This window comes from Cryobacterium breve, assembly GCF_004402375.1.
Lineage (GTDB): Bacteria > Actinomycetota > Actinomycetes > Actinomycetales > Microbacteriaceae > Cryobacterium > Cryobacterium breve.
Window position 1 is genome coordinate 92,250 of sequence record NZ_SOGJ01000007.1, and the last position, 17,556, is coordinate 109,805.

At 67.1% G+C, this 17,556-nt stretch carries 20 protein-coding genes and 1 pseudogene; 16 read left to right on the forward strand and 5 right to left on the reverse strand.

Features of this window, described 5'->3' with window-relative positions:
- The first annotated feature begins 16 nt into the window (after positions 1–16).
- The 3 genes from E3O65_RS02100 to E3O65_RS02110 all read left to right on the forward strand — a co-directional run bounded on the left by E3O65_RS02100 (position 17) and on the right by E3O65_RS02110 (position 1,311).
- On the forward strand, positions 17–394 hold the full coding sequence (locus E3O65_RS02100) for a rhodanese-like domain-containing protein (protein WP_134362102.1): 378 nt from the start codon (positions 17–19) through the stop codon (positions 392–394).
- Between the two features lie 72 nt (positions 395–466).
- A complete protein-coding gene (locus tag E3O65_RS17540) occupies positions 467–736 on the forward strand; it encodes a HAMP domain-containing protein (protein WP_134362103.1) in 270 nt (89 codons plus the stop codon).
- Positions 703–1,311 (forward strand): sensor histidine kinase, encoded by a 609-nt coding sequence (locus E3O65_RS02110; RefSeq protein WP_166785619.1) that lies wholly within the window; start codon positions 703–705, stop codon positions 1,309–1,311. Before E3O65_RS17540 ends, E3O65_RS02110 begins: the two co-directional genes overlap by 34 nt.
- Positions 1,312–1,341: 30 nt before the next feature.
- On the opposite strand, the gene trxA is transcribed toward E3O65_RS02110, so the two are convergent.
- Positions 1,342–1,722, reverse strand: coding sequence for a thioredoxin (trxA, locus tag E3O65_RS02115; RefSeq protein ID WP_134362105.1), 381 nt, complete (start codon positions 1,720–1,722; stop codon positions 1,342–1,344).
- 124 nt (positions 1,723–1,846) lie between these two features.
- Between trxA and E3O65_RS02120 the strand changes: the two genes are divergently transcribed.
- From E3O65_RS02120 to E3O65_RS02130, 4 genes are all read left to right on the forward strand, one after another.
- A complete protein-coding gene (locus E3O65_RS02120; protein WP_134362106.1) occupies positions 1,847–3,208 on the forward strand; it encodes an MBL fold metallo-hydrolase in 1,362 nt (453 codons plus the stop codon).
- Between the two features lie 139 nt (positions 3,209–3,347).
- Complete coding sequence (locus tag E3O65_RS16555; RefSeq protein ID WP_166785620.1) at positions 3,348–3,512, forward strand: hypothetical protein; 165 nt, start codon at positions 3,348–3,350, stop codon at positions 3,510–3,512.
- The gene (locus E3O65_RS02125) at positions 3,509–4,282 is read left to right on the forward strand and encodes a sulfite exporter TauE/SafE family protein (RefSeq protein WP_134362107.1); all 774 of its coding nucleotides are present in this window, start codon (positions 3,509–3,511) and stop codon (positions 4,280–4,282) included. Before E3O65_RS16555 ends, E3O65_RS02125 begins: the two co-directional genes overlap by 4 nt.
- Before the next feature lie 95 nt (positions 4,283–4,377).
- Positions 4,378–4,866 (forward strand): hypothetical protein, encoded by a 489-nt coding sequence (locus E3O65_RS02130; protein ID WP_134362108.1) that lies wholly within the window; start codon positions 4,378–4,380, stop codon positions 4,864–4,866.
- Positions 4,867–4,953: 87 nt separating this feature from the next.
- On the opposite strand, the gene E3O65_RS02135 is transcribed toward E3O65_RS02130, so the two are convergent.
- Positions 4,954–5,355 carry a VOC family protein gene (locus E3O65_RS02135; RefSeq protein WP_134362109.1) on the reverse strand — a complete coding sequence of 134 codons (402 nt, stop codon included), beginning with the start codon at positions 5,353–5,355 and terminating at the stop codon, positions 4,954–4,956.
- 118 nt (positions 5,356–5,473) lie between these two features.
- Positions 5,474–7,282, reverse strand: coding sequence for a DEAD/DEAH box helicase (locus tag E3O65_RS02140; RefSeq protein WP_134362110.1), 1,809 nt, complete (start codon positions 7,280–7,282; stop codon positions 5,474–5,476).
- A 142-nt stretch (positions 7,283–7,424) separates the two neighbouring features.
- Between E3O65_RS02140 and E3O65_RS02145 the strand changes: the two genes are divergently transcribed.
- Entirely contained in the window at positions 7,425–9,113 is a 1,689-nt protein-coding gene (locus E3O65_RS02145) for a long-chain-fatty-acid--CoA ligase (RefSeq protein ID WP_134362111.1), read from the forward strand.
- A gap of 40 nt (positions 9,114–9,153) precedes the next feature.
- Here the strand turns inward: E3O65_RS02145 and E3O65_RS02150 are convergent, their stop codons facing one another.
- The gene (locus E3O65_RS02150; RefSeq protein ID WP_134362112.1) at positions 9,154–9,651 is read right to left on the reverse strand and encodes a DNA alkylation repair protein; all 498 of its coding nucleotides are present in this window, start codon (positions 9,649–9,651) and stop codon (positions 9,154–9,156) included.
- Between the two features lie 56 nt (positions 9,652–9,707).
- Between E3O65_RS02150 and heR the strand changes: the two genes are divergently transcribed.
- The 4 genes from heR (at position 9,708) to E3O65_RS02170 (ending at position 12,669) form a co-directional block, all read left to right on the forward strand.
- Positions 9,708–10,496: a heliorhodopsin HeR gene (heR, locus tag E3O65_RS02155; protein WP_134362113.1), complete on the forward strand. Its 789-nt coding sequence runs from the start codon at positions 9,708–9,710 to the stop codon at positions 10,494–10,496.
- 563 nt (positions 10,497–11,059) lie between these two features.
- Entirely contained in the window at positions 11,060–11,905 is an 846-nt protein-coding gene (locus tag E3O65_RS02160; RefSeq protein ID WP_134362114.1) for an NAD-dependent epimerase/dehydratase family protein, read from the forward strand.
- A gap of 39 nt (positions 11,906–11,944) precedes the next feature.
- Positions 11,945–12,322: a hypothetical protein gene (locus E3O65_RS02165; RefSeq protein WP_134362115.1), complete on the forward strand. Its 378-nt coding sequence runs from the start codon at positions 11,945–11,947 to the stop codon at positions 12,320–12,322.
- Positions 12,319–12,669 carry a hypothetical protein gene (locus E3O65_RS02170; RefSeq protein ID WP_134362116.1) on the forward strand — a complete coding sequence of 117 codons (351 nt, stop codon included), beginning with the start codon at positions 12,319–12,321 and terminating at the stop codon, positions 12,667–12,669. The genes E3O65_RS02165 and E3O65_RS02170 overlap by 4 nt, the downstream gene beginning before the upstream one ends.
- Before the next feature lie 138 nt (positions 12,670–12,807).
- Here E3O65_RS02170 and E3O65_RS02175 read toward each other — a convergent pair whose 3' ends face one another.
- Positions 12,808–14,304: a cellulose binding domain-containing protein gene (locus tag E3O65_RS02175; protein WP_166785621.1), complete on the reverse strand. Its 1,497-nt coding sequence runs from the start codon at positions 14,302–14,304 to the stop codon at positions 12,808–12,810.
- A gap of 155 nt (positions 14,305–14,459) precedes the next feature.
- Here E3O65_RS02175 and E3O65_RS02180 point away from each other — a divergent pair, with 155 nt between their 5' ends.
- From E3O65_RS02180 to ctlX, 4 genes and pseudogenes are all read left to right on the forward strand, one after another.
- The gene (locus E3O65_RS02180; protein WP_134362118.1) at positions 14,460–14,810 is read left to right on the forward strand and encodes an MmcQ/YjbR family DNA-binding protein; all 351 of its coding nucleotides are present in this window, start codon (positions 14,460–14,462) and stop codon (positions 14,808–14,810) included.
- A gap of 223 nt (positions 14,811–15,033) precedes the next feature.
- Complete coding sequence (locus E3O65_RS02185) at positions 15,034–15,360, forward strand: antibiotic biosynthesis monooxygenase family protein (RefSeq protein ID WP_134362119.1); 327 nt, start codon at positions 15,034–15,036, stop codon at positions 15,358–15,360.
- A gap of 260 nt (positions 15,361–15,620) precedes the next feature.
- Positions 15,621–16,652 (forward strand): ornithine cyclodeaminase, encoded by a 1,032-nt coding sequence (locus tag E3O65_RS02190; protein ID WP_134362120.1) that lies wholly within the window; start codon positions 15,621–15,623, stop codon positions 16,650–16,652.
- 5 nt (positions 16,653–16,657) lie between these two features.
- Positions 16,658–17,548, forward strand: a pseudogene (gene ctlX, locus E3O65_RS02195) (citrulline utilization hydrolase CtlX); the annotation flags it as partial.
- Between the last annotated feature and the right edge of the window lie 8 nt (positions 17,549–17,556).

The window sequence follows — 17,556 nt, forward strand, 5'->3', positions numbered from 1 at the left end:
GCACCTGCAACCAGGCATGAAAAACCTCGTCGCAGCAGTCGTCCTGGCCGGTGCCGCCCTGTTCGGCCTCACCGCCTGCTCCACCCCCGCGGCCCCGGCCGCCTCGTCGACCATCGCAGCCGACGCCGTCGTGATCGATGTGCGCACTCCGGGGGAGTACGCTGCCGGTCACCTCAAGGGCGCGATGAACATCGACGTGCAGGCATCCGACTTCGACAGCCAGGCCTCGGCATTGCCGACCGACGGCGACTACGTGGTGTACTGCCGGTCGGGCAGTCGTTCGGCAGCCGCCACGGCCCGTCTGGCCGATCTCGGATTCACCTCGGTGACGGATGCCGGCGCCATGTCCGCCGCCGCCGTCTCCACCGGGCTCCCGATCGTCACCACCCCGTAGCACCCGTGGCACCCGTACCGCCCGCAACCAGCGAACGTCACCCACGATCGGTGCCCTTCGCTGATCAGGGCGATGACGGATGCCGCGCAGTCGTTCACGGCCGGAGACCGGCATTCGCGCACCACCGGCCGGGCACCGGGGGAGCTGGGCGACCTGGCGGTCGCGTTCGATGACATGGCCGACGCGGTGGTGCGGTCGGAGCGGGATCGCCGCACCATGACGGCCGACGTGGCCCGGAACTGCGCACGCCGCTGGCCGCGCTGCTGGCCGCGCTGCAGGCCGGGCTGGAGGAACTGCGCGACGGACTGGTGCGGCTCACACGCGAGGGCCTCGCCGGCCTGAATGACCAGTCTCTCCGGCTGGGACGAGTGGTGGCCGACCTGGCCGAACTGACCGCGGTCGAGACAGCGGGGCCGTCGTTGCGCCTCGCCTCCGTCGACCTGGCCCAGATCGTGCGGGAGGAGTCGACCGTGCGGGAATCGGAGCTTCGGGCGGCGGAGGTGAACCTGGAGCTCGACGGGCACGGCCCCGTGCCCGTGCCCGTGCCCGTGCCCGTGCCCGTGCCCGTGCGAGCTGATGCCGACCGTCTGCACCAGGCCGTCGGCAACCTGCTGGCCAACGCGGCCCGATACTGCCGCCCGGGAGAAACGGTGAACCTGAGCGTCACCGCGGACGAGCGTCAGGCTGTGCTCCGGGTCGCCGACCACGGACCCGGCTTCTCGGCCGACGAACTGCCGCACATCTTCGATCGGCTGTGGCAAGGCCGGGCGGCCGAGCAGGTCGCGGGGTCGGGGATCGGCCTGGCGTTCGTGCGCAAATTCGTCGTCAGCCAGGGTGGAACGATCGAGGCGGCATCCGCTCCGGGCCAGGGCACCGTGATGACGATCAGCCTGCCGCGTGAAGCCCACAAAGGGTAGGGCCCGGAAGGCAGTGGCGCCGGGGACCGGTTAGGCGGAGGCCTGGTCTGAGGCCTGGCGGGCCGCGATGCTGGCGTGCACCTCGTCCATGTCGAGGTTCCGCACGGCCGTGATGACCTCGTCCAAGGAGGTGGCATTCAGGGCTCCGGGCTGGGAGAACACGAGCACCGTGTCGCGGAACGCCATCAGCGTCGGGATCGAACGGATGCCCGCAGCTGCGGCCAGGCTCTGCTCGGCCTCGGTGTCGACCTTGGCGAATACGATGTCGGGGTGCTTCTCGGAGGCAGCGGTGAAGGTGGGCGCGAACATGCGGCAGGGGCCGCACCAGGCGGCCCAGAAGTCAACCAGCACGATGGGATTGTCGGTGATGGTCTGGTCGAAGGTTTTCTCGGTGGTGTCGATGGTTGCCATCGTCTCACAATATACCCCATGGGGTATGTAGGTCAAGCGATCACGGTTGCGCAAAAATACCCTGGGGGGTATCGTGTCCATCGTGCAATCCGATCCGCATGCATGACCTGGAGGACTTCGAACCATGGACGTTATCGTTATCGAAACCCCGCAACTGGGAGACCGCAGCTACCTGGTGCATGACGGCGCCGTCGCGCTCGTCATCGACCCACAGCGGGACACCGACCGCGTGGAGAACGCGGCACGCGAGGCCGGGGTCATCATCACCCACGTCGCCGAGACCCACCTGCACAACGACTATGTGACCGGCGGATTTGAACTCGCCCGGGCGCACGGCGCGAAGTACCTGGTCAACGCCGTCGACGCCGTCACGTTCGAGCGGGAGCCCGTCACCGACGGCCAGATCCTCCCCGTCGGCGGCCTGACCGTGGCCGTCGTGGCCACGCCGGGTCACACTCACACGCACGTGTCGTACATCGTCAGCGACGGCAGCACCGAGGCGGTCTTCTCCGGCGGCAGCCTGCTGTTCGGCTCGGTCGGACGTACCGACCTGGTGGCCGCGGGCGACACCGTCGGACTCACCCACGACCAATACGCCTCGGCGCGTCGCCTCGTGCACGAAGCCGAGCATGACGCCGCCCTCTTCCCAACCCACGGGTTCGGTTCCTTCTGCTCCAGCGGCCCAGCCACCGGCGCGGGAGCGTCCACCATCGGCGAGCAGCTCACGGCGAACCATGCCCTGACCGACGCCGATGAGGAGCACTTCGTGCGCGACCTGATCGCCAACCTCACCGCGTACCCCTCATACTACGCGCACATGGCCCCCGCAAACATGCAGGGTCCCAGCGCCGCAAACCTGCAGGTGCCGGACTCCCTCGACGCCGCCGAGCTCACCCGCCGCCTGGCCGAGGGGGAGTGGGTCGTCGACTTGCGCAACCGCGTCGCCTTCTCGAGCAACCACCTGCAGGGTGCCGTGAGCTTCGAATACGGCAACGGCTCCAACTTCACCACCTATCTGGGCTGGGTTCTGCCCTGGAACGAGCAGCTCACCCTGGTGGGCGACCGGGCAGACGTCGAGGACGCCATCCGTGACCTGTCGCGTATCGGCATCGACTCCCCACTTGCCGCCATCGGCACCGATCCGCACACCCTGTCGCCGGACGCACCGGTCGCCTCCTACCCGCGCGTGGGCTGGGATGGACTACTGCTGGACCTGGCTGAGACGGACGTTCTGCTGGACACGCGGCGCACCGACGAGTTCGCCGCATCCCACCTGCTGGGTGCGGTGAACGTTCCGTTGCACGAGATGCTCTCCCGGATGGGGGAGATCCCGGCCGGGAAGATCTGGGTGCACTGCGGTTCCGGCTACCGGGCCGGGGTCGCCGCCAGCCTGCTGCAGCGCGCCGGACGCGAGGTCGTGCACGTGGACGCGAACTTCGACCAGGCCGCGGCCGCCGGACTCACCCTGGCCGAGCTGGCCGTCTAACCCCATGACGGGAATGCGAATTGCGATCTCGCCTCACCTGCCTGGGAACCGCTCTGTTCGGCGTTGTCGCACTGGGTGCACTCCTTCTGATTCTGGGGGGACGATTCCGCCCCTACCTGTCCCAGGAAAGGTGCTCACAATGAAGGGCCCCCCGCAGCAGGTCTTCACCCGACTGGATGAGGCTCAGATCGTCGAAGTGGGGGAGGCCTCCGAACGGATCGTCGGCATGACTTTCGGACGCCGCAACATTCCGCACTGCACCATTCCCGGGCGGCTGCCCCTTGTCCTTCCTCAGCGTCCATGATCGCCGTGGCCCTCGTTCTCGGGCTCGTCGTGGGGGCGCTGTTGGGTCTGGTCGGAGGCGGCGGGGCGATCATCGCCGTGCCGGCCCTCGTCTATGGGGTCGGACTGCCGCTGGAGGAGGCGATACCTACCTCCCTGATCGTGGTCGGAGCGGCTTCCGCCGTCGCCGTCTTGCCCCGGCTGCGACGCGGTGTCAACTGGCGCCTGGCCCTGATCGTCGGCTCCGCCGGAGTGGGGACCGCCGCGCTGGGCACGATGGTCAACCGGCTGCTCGACCAGGGCGTCCTACTCCTGGCCTTTGCCGTGATCATGGTGATCGCCGGCATCCGCATGTTCGTGCCCATCCGGGCCGGAGGCGGCCCGTGTTCCCTCCCCGGCGGCGGCACCGACTGGCGCGGCTGCCTGCCCCGGGCACTCGCCACGGGTGCGGTGGTCGGTTTTCTCACCGGGCTGCTCGGCGTTGGCGGCGGCTTTCTCATCGTTCCCGCGCTCACCCTGGCGCTCGGGTTGCCCATGAGCGTGACCGTGGGGACCTCGCTCGTCATCATCGTGATCAATTCGATCGCCGGGTTCACGGCACACGTCGGTGGTGTGGAGATCGACTGGGCCGTGACCGGCGCGTTCGCCGCGACGGCCATGGCGGCGTCGCTGATCGCCGGCCGGTTGGCCCGTGGCCTGTCGGACACGTTGCTGAAACGCGGATTCGCGGTTCTCGTTCTGATCGTCGCAGGCTACGTGGCCGTGCAGGCCGTGATCGCGTTGTTCGGCTAGGGCAGCGCCAGGAACAGCTTCTGCATAAAATACCCCGTGGGGTATAAACTCCCAATCGCAATCGAGGAAACGGTCACGCCATGAGAATTTCGGGAATGCTGACCGGACTCCGCACCTGGCACGGCCGGCGATGGATGATCGCCGCCGGTGTCGCCGCGGCGGCGCTGGTCGTTCTGACCCTCGCCACGGGATCCGTCGCCGTGGCCGGCGGATCGCTGGTGTTCCCCGGAGCCGCGTGGGCCTCTGCGGTCACGGTCGTGGGGGTGGGGCTGATCGGCCTGGTCGCCGGCAGCTACTTCGATGCCCCGATCGGCGGAGAGGCCACGAGGTGTGACGTGCGCTGGCCGGTGCTCGGCCTGATCGCGGTCTACCTCACCACCGAACTGCGGGAGGCCGTGCCGCTCATCTCCGACGCCGTCCGCCCGGTCGTCGCCGTCGCCGCGCTCGCGCTGCTGATGTGGGCGCTGCTCGAGCGACTGGGCAGAGAGCACCGAGCCGTCGCCGGCCGGAGTGAGATCGGTGGGGACGGTGAGGTCTGCACGACGTGCAAGCCGTTGTTTCCGGAGCCGCGCAATCGCGCCTAGCTGCTCCCCGACAACCCGCTACCCGCCAGCGGGAGGTGTGGGCCCCTGCCGCGGATTGCAGGACGATCTTCCGCCATAGCCCTGTCGTTACATGGACGCCGCAACCACGGCGAGCACGTTGGCGGCCGGGTCCGTGAACCAGGCGATCGCTGCCCTGTTCTCCTCATCGCGCATGATGCCCTTCTCGTCGTTGGGCGGCATGTCGGCCAGATCCTCGTCGCCGAAGATCTTCGTGGTCACGCCGCGGGCGTTGAGCTCGTCGACCGCCTTCTCGACGTCGTCGGCCACGAAGTTGAGCACGGTGAAGGTGGCCGGCACGTGATCGGGCTTGGCGTAGATGAACAGCTGCGCGCCGTTGCCGAGCCGAATTTCGAGGTTGCCCATCATGCCCTCCTGCACATCGAGGCCGAGGGTCTCCTCGTAGAAGAGCCTCGCCTTGTCGATGTCGTCCACGGAGAACGAACTGAAGGCCTCGGAACTGGTGAACATGGCAGTCTCCCTTGTCAGGAACCATTCGGTTGGCCTCCGACGATTGCACGCTACACCGGAGCCGGATAGCCCTCGGCACACCGAGTGCGGATGGCCCCGGTGTGCCGTGTGCGTATGCCTAGTAGCTGCGCGGCTGGCGCGGAGGACGCTCGGTGCGGCTCTCGCGGCGCACGGGTCCGCCGCCGTCGGCGCGGATCTCGATGAGCTTGCCGCTGATGCGGGTGTTTTCCAGGCGCCCAAGAACGTCGCCGGGCATATCGGCCGGCAGCTCCACGAGCGAGTACTCCGGGTTGATCTGGATGTGACCGAAGTCTTCACGGCTCAGGCCACCCTCGTTGGCGAGAGCGCCGACGATCTGGCGTGGCTCCACCTTGTGGCGCTTGCCGACCTCGATGCGGTACGAGGCCATCGCCCGGTTGTTGTCGCGGGGACGTCGTTCCACCCGCTCCACGCGTTCGCCGCGTTCGCCATGATCGTCACGGCGGTCGCCGCGACCAGCGTCGGCTCGGGCGCGCTCGGCACGGTCGCCGCGGTCGGCACGCTCGACGCGCTGCGCGCGGGCATCCGCTTGGGTGAGCAGCAGGGGGGTCTCACCCTGGGCGACGACCGCGAGGGCCGCCGCGACATCCGCTTCGGGAACGTCGTGGTGCGAGACGTAGTGACCGATGATGTCGCGGAAGGCGCTGATCCGTTCGGACTGGCCGAGGGCCTCGGAGATGGCGTCGTCGAAGCGCGCCAGGCGCGTGACGTTGACGTCTTCGAAGCTCGGCAGCTGCATCTGCGTCAGCGGCTGGCGGGTCGCCCGCTCGATGGCGTTGAGCAGGTGGCGCTCACGGGGCGTGACGAAGCTGATCGCGGCGCCGCTGCGGCCGGCGCGGCCGGTGCGGCCGATGCGGTGCACATAGGACTCAGTGTCGATCGGGATGTCGTAGTTCACGACGTGGCTGATGCGGTCCACGTCGAGGCCGCGCGCGGCGACATCCGTTGCGACCAGGATGTCCAGCTTGCCGGACTTGAGCTGGTTGACGGTGCGCTCACGCTGCACTTGGGCAACGTCGCCGTTGATGGCCGCTGCGGAGTAGCCACGTGCGCGCAGCTTCTCGGCCAGTAGCTCGGTCTCGTTCTTGGTGCGCGTGAACACGATCATGCCCTCGAAGTTCTCGACCTCGAGGATTCGGGTGAGCGCGTCGACCTTCTGCGGGTACGACACCATCAGGTAGCGCTGGGTGGTATTCGCGGAAGTCGTCGTCTTGTTCTTGATCGTGATCTCTTCGGGGTCGTTCAGATACTTTTTCGAGATCCGCCGGATCTGCGCCGGCATGGTCGCCGAGAACAGGGCGACCTGCTTGTCGTCCGGGGTGTCGGCGAGAATCGTCTCGACGTCTTCGGCGAAGCCCATCTTGAGCATCTCGTCGGCCTCGTCGAGCACCAGGTACTTCAGCTCCGACAGGTCGAGCGTGCCCTTTTCGAGGTGGTCCATGATGCGGCCGGGCGTACCGACGACGATGTGCACTCCGCGGCGCAGCGCGGAAAGCTGAACGCCGTATCCCTGCCCGCCGTAGACGGGGAGTACGTGCACGCCGCGCATGTGGGCGGCATACTTCTCGAATGCCTCGCAGACCTGCAGGGCGAGCTCACGGGTCGGGGAGAGCACGAGTGCCTGCGGGGTCTTCTGAGCCATGTCGAGGCGCGACAAGATCGGGAGTGCGAAGGCGGCCGTCTTGCCGGTTCCGGTCTGAGCGAGGCCGACGACGTCCCGCCCGGCCAGAAGAGGAGGAATGGTGGCGGCCTGGATGGCCGAAGGAGTTTCGTACCCGACGTCCTTGAGGGCCTTGAGCATGGAGTCGCTGAGCCCAAGGTCGGCAAAGGTTTTCGTATCGCGGGCAGTATCTGCCTCGGTCTGCGTGATGGTGTCAGGGGTGTGCATACTACAACGGTAATCCATCCGGGGGTGCCCCCCGTTCGTGCGGGGCGATTCGTGGCCTGTCACGGCCCGAATCCAGGTCGGATTTCGGGTGCGGCCCCGCTCGTCGTCCGCCCGGGTCTGCACTTCGCGGCAGGATATGAGCATGTCGACTACTGAGCAGCAGCCCTGGGTGAAGAACTACCAACCGGGTGTCCCGGCCGAAATCGATCTGCCCACGGAGTCCCTCGTCGCGATGCTGGAGCGCTCGGTGGCCGAGGCCGGCGACCACCCGGCTCTGGAGTTCTTCGGGCGCCGCACGAGCTACGCCGAGCTCGGCGACCAGGTAGACCGGGCGGCGGAGGGTTTGCGTCAATTGGGCGTTCGCGCGGGGGACCGGGTGGCCCTCATCCTGCCGAACTGCCCCCAGCACGTCGTCGCCTTCTACGCCGTGCTGCGCCTGGGCGGTGTGGTTGTGGAGCACAACCCGCTCTACACCTCCCGCGAACTCCGCCACCAATTCGAAGACCACCAGGCCCGCATCGTGATCGCCTGGGACAAGTCCGTGGCCTCCGTGCGCGCCTTCCCCGAGGACGTCGAGATCGACCACATCGTTTCCGTCAACCTGCTGGCCGCGTTCCCGGCCATCAAGCGCCTTGCCCTGCACCTGCCGGTGAAGAAACTGCGCGAGTCCCGCGACGCACTCTCGGGGTCCGCGCCGGGCACCATCTCCTGGAAAGACGTGCTCAGCCACGGCGCGATCGACCCCGAGCATCCGCGCCCGGCGGTTGACGACCTCGCGGCCCTGCAGTACACCTCGGGCACGACGGGGCAGCCCAAGGGTGCCATGCTCACCCACTTCAACCTCTACTCCAACGCCCTGCAAGGCGAGGCGTGGATGCACGGGGCCGAGTACCGCAAGGAGATCTTCTACGCGATCCTGCCCATGTTCCACGCGTTCGGAATGACCCTCTACCTGACCTACGGCATCCGCAAACAGGCCCTGCTCGTTCTGTTCCCCAAATTCGACCCCAACCTGATTCTCGACGCCATGAAGAAGTCGCCCGCCACGGTCTACTGCGCGGTGCCGCCGATCTACGAGCGCACGGCCGTGGTCGCAAAGGAGCGCGGAATCTCGCTGCGCTCCTGCAAGTACTGCATCTCGGGCGCCATGAACCTGCCGGACCACGTCGTGGAACTGTGGGAATCGGTCTCGGGAGGGCTCCTAGTGGAGGGCTACGGCATGACGGAGTCATCGCCGGTGGCACTCGGCAACCCGTTCCACCCCACTCGCCGGCCCGGCACGGTGGGTGTGCCGTTCCCCTCCACCCAGATGAAGGTCGTCGATCTGGACGACCCCACCACCCTCGTGGCGCTGGGCGAGCCCGGCGAACTGCTACTGAAGGGGCCGCAGGTCTTCCAGGGCTATTGGAACAACCCCGAGGAGACCGCGAAGACCCTCCTACCCGGCGGCTGGCTGCGCACCGGCGACATCGTGACCGTCGACGCCGACGGCTTCACCACGATCGTGGACCGGGCCAAGGAACTCGTGATCAGCGGCGGCTTCAACGTCTCTCCCTCGGAGGTGGAGGCGGTGCTGCGACTGCACGCGGATGTCGTCGACGCGGCCGTCTTCGGCAAGACTCTCGAACGGGGTGGGGAGATGGTCGTCGCAGCGGTCGAGCTCAAGCCAGGGGCGGCTCTTGATGAGGAAGCGCTGAGATTCCACTGCCGCGACCAGCTCGCGGCATACAAGATCCCGCGTCGAATCGTTAAAGTCGAGGAGATGCCCCGCTCAATGCTGGGCAAAATTCTGCGCAAACAGGTGCGGGAGCAGGTTCTGCCGCTGCTCTGAGCGGGTTAGGGGCGCGGGTTCGAGACGTCGGGTTATCGGGTTAGGGGCGCGGCTCGGATCGCCCCGCCGCAAGCAAGGCTGCCCGGCGCAACCACCGGTCGCTGTCGCCGGCCCAGCGATCGAGCACGCTCGATGCCCGGGCGCGGTCCGGCGCAGCCAAGCGCTCCAGCAGCGGACCCACCACGTCGACGGCGATCGGGTCGACCAGTTCCCGTAGCCCCGCACTGCGCAGGAAACCCTCAATCCGGGTCAGGTCGGAGTTGTCCAGCCGCCACACGTTCGACTGCAGCAGCACCACCGCCGCGAGTCGGCGCTCGAACACCGGCACCGCCCAGAGCTCCGTGCTCAGCGCGGTCACGTCGTCGTGCGTCAGACCGGGGTATCGGCGGGCAGCGTCTCGGATCGTGCCGCGCACCGCGCCGACCGAGGCGCCGTAGAACCGCAGATCACTGCCCAGCCGCTCTTTTTCCGCTGCGGCCCGGTAATCGTCCCCTTCGGCCTGCAGGGTCGCGTCCACAAAGCTGCCGGCGTCACTCACCTGTCCATTCTCTCGGTTCCGGAGGTCGACGACATCTGGGCCGTTACGCTGAAAACATGATGACGGCGCCCGGCTACACCGTGACGGATGCGCAATTCACCCGACTGCGCGCCATGAACCTCATCGCCGGAATCATCCTTTTCGCACAGGCCGTGCTGATCTCGGCAGCCGCCCTGGCCGAGAAAACCCCCGTACTGTTGCCGGTCACGGCCAGGTTCCCCGGCGGACCGGTGGGTTCCGCGGTCATTCCGCAGACCGCGCACCTGGCCGACGTCAACCTCGGAGTGGCCGTCGTCATCCTGCTCACCCTTTCCGCGGTCCTGCGGTTCGCGCAGCTCCTGCCGGCGGTCGCCGGCCGGTACCGGAGCGGCCTGGACGCGGCACGCAACACGACCCGCTGGGTCGAGTATTCGCAAGTCTCCGCAATCACGGTGTTCCTGATCGCCCAGCTCAACGGCGTCACGGAAGTCGGCACGCTCGTGGCGCTCTATGCGATCACAGCGAGTGCGACGCTCTTCCTGGCCCTTCAGGAGAGCGAGCCGCGCGGGGCCGGGTCGCTCCGGCCGTTCGTCTTCGGGACCATGGTCGGCATCGTGCCGTGGGGCATCATCGCCTTCTATCAAATTGGTGCCGGAACTCTCGGCGACGTCCCCGAACTCTTCGTACGCACCGTCACGCTGTCGCTGCTCGCTGTGGCCACCCTGGTCTGGACCAACGCCTGGCTCGGCCGGAAGGCCCGTCGGGGTTGGGCCCATCCGCATCGGGTGGAGATGGCCCAGATCATCCTGGTCACCTTCGGAACCACGCTTCTGGCCGGACAGGTGCTGACGGGGGTGCTGCTCTAGTACTCTCGCCTGCCACTGCCACTGCCACTGCCACTGCCACTGCCATTGCCATTGCCATTGCCACTGTTGCAAGTCGCCGGTCGCCGGTCGCCGGCTGCCTGTCACCTGTTAACTGCCGCCTCGGTGGGTGAGCCTGGCGGTGCGGCTCAGAGGGGGTGCTGGCTGCTCCGAGTCCTGCAGCGCCATCTCCTTCGCCGTGGATTTCTCAGCGTTCGTTTCTCCGAGCGGCGTTGTTCCCGGCCAACGGATGATCGTGGTCGGCTCGCTGACGCGCGTGCGCCCGATCGGGGAGGTTCATCTCGGTGTGCTGTCGGGCAGTTGCGCGGAGCTTTGCCGGGCATGGCGAATTCGTTTCCCGGTCCGCCACAGGCATCCGTCGTCACGCTACGGAGGAGATTTTCGCGAAACGCCGGAGTTCGTGGCCGCCTGGGCGGCGTGTTGCGAAAATCTCCTCACGAAGCGGCGGCGGTGGCGGCGGCTGCAACGGATGCACGGATGCACGGGCGCACCAGTCGTACGCTTGTCCTGTTGTCACACACACCACCCACCCAGAGGAGTCCCGCATGAAGATCGTCGTCACAGGTGGAAGCGGAAAGCTCGGCCGGACCGTCGTGAAGTACCTAGTGGCCGAGGGCCACGAGGTGTTGAACCTCGACCGTGACGGTGCCCGCAGCCACGATCTGGTGGTCGTGGACCTCACGGACTACGGCCAGGTCATCGACGCGATCCTCGGTGTCGATGACCGGCACTCGGGCTTCGACGCAATCGTTCACCTGGGCGCGATCCCGGCTCCCGGCCTGGTTCCCGACGTGGCCACTTTCCACAACAACATCCTCTCCACCTACAACGTGTTCCAGGCGGCCCGGCGTGCGGGCATCACGAAACTGGTCTACGCCTCCAGTGAGACCGTGCTCGGCCTGCCGTTCGACATCGACCCGCCCTACCTTCCCGTGGACGAGGAGTACCCGGCCCGTCCCGAAAGTACCTACTCGCTGGTGAAGCACCTCGAGGAGCAGATGGCGATCCAACTCACCCGGTGGGATCCCGAACTCAGCATCACGGCCCTGCGCTTCTCCAACGTCAAGGACCCGGAGGACTACGCGGCCTTCCCCGCCTTCAACGCCGACGCCACCCTGCGCAAGTGGAACCTGTGGGGCTACATCGACGGCCGCGACGGCGCCCAGGCCGTGCTGCGTGCCCTGGAGAATGCGAAGCCGGGCTTCGAGGCATTCATCATCGCCGCCGCCGATACGGTGATGAGTCGGCCCAACGCCGCTTTGGCGGCCGAGGTCTTCCCCGGCGTCGAACTACGGCCGGTCGGCGAGAACGACACGCTGCTCTCCATCGACAAGGCCCGACGGATGCTGGGCTACGCCCCCGAGCACAGCTGGCGCGACCACGTGGCGTAGCAGCCACGCTCCTCGAACTGCCCGAAGGAGCCCGACCGGATGTGCCTCACCGTGGGGTGCACGGCGCTCCGCCGGCACGACCGCGGATCGATAGCCCAGACCCACCACAGCGTGCGGGCATCCGCACCCGAGGTGCTGGGCCATGTCGGTGCCGTGGAGCGCCCCGAGGTCGCCGAACGAGCAGACGTTCGGCAGCACCGTGCCGAGGTCTGCTCGTTCGGCGCCACGTTCGCCTCTCTTCTGGTCGGGAGCCGGCCCTCGAGGTATTCCTCGCTCGCGCCAGGGGCTGCGATCCGGGCCACCAGCAGCGGATCCTGCCCTGGCGGCTTTCGCCGCCTCTCTGATCATCGGGTCGTGATCATCATGACCTGCCTGAAACCGAGCACCACGACTCTTCGAGAAGAGCGCACATCGTGAGCGACATCCCGGCGGCCGTCACCGTGCGTCGTCAGCGGGACCTGATCGCCGGCGGCTCGATCGCCCTTGAGGCGGTCCTCGTCGGCGGTGCCGGCATCTGGGTCTTCGGGGCCCTCTTCTCCGAATTGGGCGGCGCCGTGAGGCCGGAGGCCGCCGTGAAGCAGCTGCTCTCCGAGACCATGGCTGGGCTCTACGTCGACCTGATTCGCCCCCGGCTGACGGCCCAGCTCACCGAGGCCGCGAGCCGAGCATTGTGGCCGTTGAGGAAGACGGTGACTGGTTCGTCAGTCCTCTCGAGACCCTGTTCGATGCCACTGCGATCGCCGTCGACAACGCCGCACGGCTGAGCGACGAGGGCAAGCTGATCGACGCCTTGGCCCCGGAGGAGTGACACGGCGTTGAGCCGTCGCTCAGCACCCGAAACAACGGATGCACCCGCCCAGTCGGGCGGGTGCATCCGTTGTCTTCGTTCTGTGGTGACCGGGCTAGGAGGTCGCTGCCACGAACGCCGTGGAGTACGACCACTGCGGGCTGCTCACCCCGGAGCACATGTAGGCGGGAATGCCGCCCGTGCAGGGCTGGTCCCTGGTCATTTCCCACCAGCCGACGTAGTTCAGCGCGTTCGCCTTGGCGAAGGCGCTGACCTTATTCGTGTCGGCGAGGGTGAAAATCTCACCTGTGTCGTTCAAACCGATCATCGGCGTGATGCCGATCATGGACAGGCGCTGGGCGTCGGTCAGGCCAGCGTACGCAGGGAACGCGGCCAGCTGCTTCGCTGTGGAGTTCGCCGCGCTGATGGCGGCCGTGCCCATGTCGACCGTGCCGTCGCCGTAGTCCATGGCCATGATGTTGACGGCGGAGAGTTTCACTCCTCCGGCGGCGAATTCCTTGAGTGTGCGTTGACCGCTTGCGACGAGGCCGTAGGGCATCACCGGGAGGGTCAGGGATACCTGCAAGGGCCGGCCTGCTGCGGACTGCTGCTTCTGGAGAGCGACGATCGCGACCACGCGGCGTGCGTTGGCGGAAGGGTCGGAGACGTCGGAACCCTCGATGTCGAAGTCGATCCGGTCCACGTTGAACCGGTTGACCACCTTTGTGTACGCGGCGAGCAGAGCGGCCGGGTCGGTGCAGACCCGGGCGAGCTCGTTGTTCACGGCCCCGCCGAACGACACCACGAACTGCCCGCCGCCGGTCTGGAACTTGGAAATCGCTCCCACGAAGTCCTGGGTTCCGCCCACGGTGTAGTCGGTGTAGCCGGCCCAGGTCGGGCTGCAGTTGCTGGAGCGGTCGGCGACGATGAACGCCCCGGTGACGGCCTTGACCCCGGTCGCCGCAGCGAATGCGGAGAGGTCAGCGCTCGGCCAGAGGCCCATGTCCACGTAGGGGGCGACGAGAAGGCTGCCCGCCGGAGTTGGGGTGGCCGTCGGAACCGGGGTCGGAGTCGGGGTGGCCGTCGGAGTCGGAGTCGGAGTCGGAGTCGGGGTCGGAGTCGGGGTGGCCGTCGGAACCGGAGTCGGAACTGTCGAGCCGGAGCCGTTCACGGAGCACGGGATCGACGCGGCACCGGCCGGAAGGCCGATCACCGTGCAGGCGGTGGGGTACAGCGGAGCGGTTCCCACCTTGTACGACGTGAGGCCGAATGACGCGGTCGAGCCGGGCGCGAGCTTCGATGCCCAGGTCGGCGCCTTCACGGCGAATCCGCCGGTCGCGGTCTGAAGCGTCCCGTTCCACAGGGTGTTCACCTTGTTGCCGTAGGTGAAGGAGATCTGCCACGGCTGCAGCGTGGTCGTCGACGCGTTGTGAACCCCTGCCTCCGACTGGAACCCGGTCGTCCACACGTTCGTGTTCTTCCACGTCACCTCCACGCCGGACGTGGCCGCCGCCGCCGGCAGCCCGGTGGCGCCGAGACCGAGTATGAGCAGAACGGAAGAGCTGATCGCGATCGCCAGTGGTCGCAGCCGCCGGGAAGTGGAATCTTTCACTCGGTGTCCTCGTATCCTTGTCCTGAATGCGGTGGAGCGGCCGGGGCCGTCAGACATCAGCGGGAGCTGAACTCCAGTGATGACTATCGTCCGGAAGAGTTCTCACGTTAGAGTTCCGGCCGGAAATTCGACTCCGTCGAAGTAGTGTCGTTGGCATGACCACGGATGAACTCGCCGACTACTGTCTGAGCCTCCCGCTGGCGATTGAGACGTTCCCGTTCGGCGAGGAGACGAGCGTGTTCAAGACCAGCGGCAACGGCAAGATCTTCGCCCTCAGTGCCCTCGCCGCGGAACCTCTCACTGTCTCGCTCAAATGCGACCCTGAGGAGGGCCGGGCACTCCGTGAGGAGTTTCCGGATCGGATCACTCCGGGCTACCACCTCAACAAGAAGCACTGGATCACGGTCGTGCCGGGCGGGCCGGTCGACGACGAGCTGGTGCGCCAACTGCTTCGGGACAGCCATTCTCTGGTCCGTCCCAAGGTGCCGCGGGCTCCAGAGTACTGACCCGCCACAAGTTGCTGTCCGTTCGGCGAGCCTGCGCTGAGGCTGACCCAGGACCCGAGGGTCCAGCCGCCCGCCTCGCCCTCAACCACGAACGTTCCGCGCTCAGCCGGTCGCCCTCTGGGTGCAGCACCGCGAGGAGATGAACGAGTTGGTGGGCCAGAGCGACCGCCGAAAGTGACAGCATGGGGGAATAGGCACCGCATCCACGAGAGGGACACCCCCCATGACGATCATCAAAATCAACGCCATCACCGTGCCCGGTGACAACGGCGACGAGCTGGCCCGCCGGTTCGCCGCCCGTGCCGGCGCCGTCGACGGCCGACCGGGATTCGAGGGTTTCGAACTCCTCAAGCCCACGGATGACCGCACCACCTGGTTGGTCGTCACCCGGTGGGCCGACGAGGAGTCCTTCCAGAACTGGCTGACCTCGCCGTCCTTCACCCAGGGCCACCACGGCAACAGCTTGAAGGAAGGCGAGGCACCGGCCCGACCCGTGGGCATCAGCAGCGAACTGTGGTCCTATGAGATCGCGGGTGGGTCGCAGGCCTGACCCGCACCCATAACCGGTCGCCGCCGGGCCGGCAGAACGCCGGCATGAATGTGAAGCGGGTGGGGAGGCGACGTGCCGGGTCGTTCACCCGGAGGGCGGACAGCAGGCGTCGGTCGAGATCGTCGAAGGAATATATTGCTCGTTGTGCACATAGGGTCTATGCAGAGTGCGTGATCTTCTGCACAGATTGTTGCAAAAATGAAATTGCCGACGCACATCGCCCATGCATAGGGTTGATTTCTGACCGAGGGGAGTGGCACGTGGTGCGCTTTGTAGACGTAGGAAACATCAACCGCTGGGCCGCCAAGACCGGTGTGGAACGCATCCTCACCGATATGGTCGAATACTTGGAGCGTGACTTCCGGCGCTGGCCCTCATTCGACAAGGTTCCGCGCGTAGCCAGCCACTCTCCGCTCGGCGTGATCGAACTCATGCCCACGAGCGACGGCGTCACGTACGGCTTCAAGTACGTCAACGGACATCCGTCGAACCCGTCGCGGGGCCTGCAGACCGTGACCGCATTCGGCGTGCTCGCCGATGTGCAGAGCGGCTACCCCACCTTCTGGTCTGAGATGACCGTGCTCACGGCCTTCCGCACCGCCGCGACGTCGGCCATGGTCGCCCGGGCGTTGGCCCGCCCCGACGCGCACACCATGGCAATGATCGGCACAGGCACCCAGTCGGAGTTCCAGGCGCTCGCCTTCCGCGGGCTCCTTGGCATCAATCGGTTGCGGGTCTGGGACACCGACCCCGAGGCCATCGCCAAATTCGTGCGCAACCTGGCCCCGCTCGGTTTCGAGATCGTCGTGGCCACGGGGGCGACGGATGCCGTCACCGGCGCCGATATCATCACCACCTGCACCGCGGACAAGGCCAACGCCACAGTGCTCACCGACGCCATGGTCGCCCCCGGCGTGCACATCAATGCCATCGGGGGCGACTGCCCCGGCAAGACCGAGCTCGACCCGGGCATCCTGCACCGCGCCGATGTCTTCGTGGAATTCACCGCGCAAACCCGCATCGAAGGCGAGATCCAGCAGATGCAGCCCGACTTCCCGGTCACCGAGATCTGGCAGGTGCTCCTCGGCGAGGCGACCGGGCGCACCTCGGCCCGGCAGATCACGGTCTTCGACTCCGTCGGCTTCGCCATTGAGGACTTCTCGGCGCTCCGCTTCCTGCAGGACGCCGTCGACCAGACCCCGTTCTACATCGACATCGACCTCGTCGCCGACCCCGATGACCCGAAAGACCTCTTCGGTCTGGTCACCGCCGGCGCGCCCGTTCTCGTCTGACCCTGGTGTCCGTTCAGGCTCCCTCGGCCGTTCTCTTGATCAGGCCACACTTCTTCACGCCGAACCCGGAGACGGCGCACGACAACACCTTCCAGTCGAGGGACGCCGGGCACGATGCGGCGCTGATCGCCGAGGCTGCCTTCGCCGAGGTGACCGTGGTGGCCGAGACGCTGGAGGCCCACGGTGTCGCGGTGCATCTGTTCGACGACGACGGCCCTGGTCGCCCCGACAGCGTGTTCCCCAACAACTGGATCTCGACTCACGCCGGGGGACACGTGGCTCTCTACCCGATGCACGCGCCGAGCCGGCGCACGGAACGCCGGGGCGACATCGTCGAGATGCTCAAGCAGCGCTACCGCGTGCAGGACGTCGTCGACTACTCGGGGCTCGAACCCGACGATGTCTTCCTCGAGGGGACCGGGGCGATGGTGCTCGACCATGCGGCGCGAATCGCCTACGTTTCCCGGTCGCGGCGGGCCGACCCGATCGCACTCGAGCGGTTCTGCACCAATTTCGGCTACGAGCCCATTGCCTTCGATGCGTCCGATGAGAACGGAACGCCGATCTATCACACCAATGTGATGATGTGCATCGCCACGGACTTCGCCCTGGTCGGGCTCGATCTGATCGAATCGCCCGCCCGGCGCAGCCATGTCGTCGAGCGACTGGCCGCGCAGGACCGGCACGTGCTCGCTCTCGACCGGAATCAGATCCGCAACTACGCTGGCAACGCCATCGAACTCCACGGTCGGAACGGACGGATGCTGGCGCTCTCACGCCGCGCCCTCGCCAGCCTGTCCGCAGAGCAGCGGCGGGTGATCGAGCGGAGCTGCATGATTCTGCCTCTCGACGTGCCCACGATCGAGCTTGCCGGTGGCTCAGTGCGGTGCATGCTCGCCGGGAT

Bases quoted from the DNA above. Each gene is read 5' to 3' on its own strand.
- heR (WP_134362113.1), top strand. From the start codon at position 9,708: ATGATGACGGCGCCCGGCTACACCGTGACGGATGCGCAATTCACCCGA.
- E3O65_RS02135 (WP_134362109.1), bottom strand. From the start codon at position 5,355: ATGTTCACCAGTTCCGAGGCCTTCAGTTCGTTCTCCGTGGACGACATC.
- E3O65_RS02100 (WP_134362102.1), top strand. From the start codon at position 17: ATGAAAAACCTCGTCGCAGCAGTCGTCCTGGCCGGTGCCGCCCTGTTC.
- E3O65_RS02125 (WP_134362107.1), top strand. From the start codon at position 3,509: ATGATCGCCGTGGCCCTCGTTCTCGGGCTCGTCGTGGGGGCGCTGTTG.
- trxA (WP_134362105.1), bottom strand. From the start codon at position 1,722: ATGGCAACCATCGACACCACCGAGAAAACCTTCGACCAGACCATCACC.
- E3O65_RS02185 (WP_134362119.1), top strand. From the start codon at position 15,034: ATGACGATCATCAAAATCAACGCCATCACCGTGCCCGGTGACAACGGC.
- E3O65_RS02140 (WP_134362110.1), bottom strand. From the start codon at position 7,282: ATGCACACCCCTGACACCATCACGCAGACCGAGGCAGATACTGCCCGC.
- E3O65_RS02160 (WP_134362114.1), top strand. From the start codon at position 11,060: ATGAAGATCGTCGTCACAGGTGGAAGCGGAAAGCTCGGCCGGACCGTC.
- E3O65_RS02145 (WP_134362111.1), top strand. From the start codon at position 7,425: ATGTCGACTACTGAGCAGCAGCCCTGGGTGAAGAACTACCAACCGGGT.
- E3O65_RS02180 (WP_134362118.1), top strand. From the start codon at position 14,460: ATGACCACGGATGAACTCGCCGACTACTGTCTGAGCCTCCCGCTGGCG.
- E3O65_RS16555 (WP_166785620.1), top strand. From the start codon at position 3,348: ATGAAGGGCCCCCCGCAGCAGGTCTTCACCCGACTGGATGAGGCTCAG.
- E3O65_RS02165 (WP_134362115.1), top strand. From the start codon at position 11,945: ATGTGCCTCACCGTGGGGTGCACGGCGCTCCGCCGGCACGACCGCGGA.
- E3O65_RS02120 (WP_134362106.1), top strand. From the start codon at position 1,847: ATGGACGTTATCGTTATCGAAACCCCGCAACTGGGAGACCGCAGCTAC.
- E3O65_RS02130 (WP_134362108.1), top strand. From the start codon at position 4,378: ATGCTGACCGGACTCCGCACCTGGCACGGCCGGCGATGGATGATCGCC.
- E3O65_RS17540 (WP_134362103.1), top strand. From the start codon at position 467: ATGACGGATGCCGCGCAGTCGTTCACGGCCGGAGACCGGCATTCGCGC.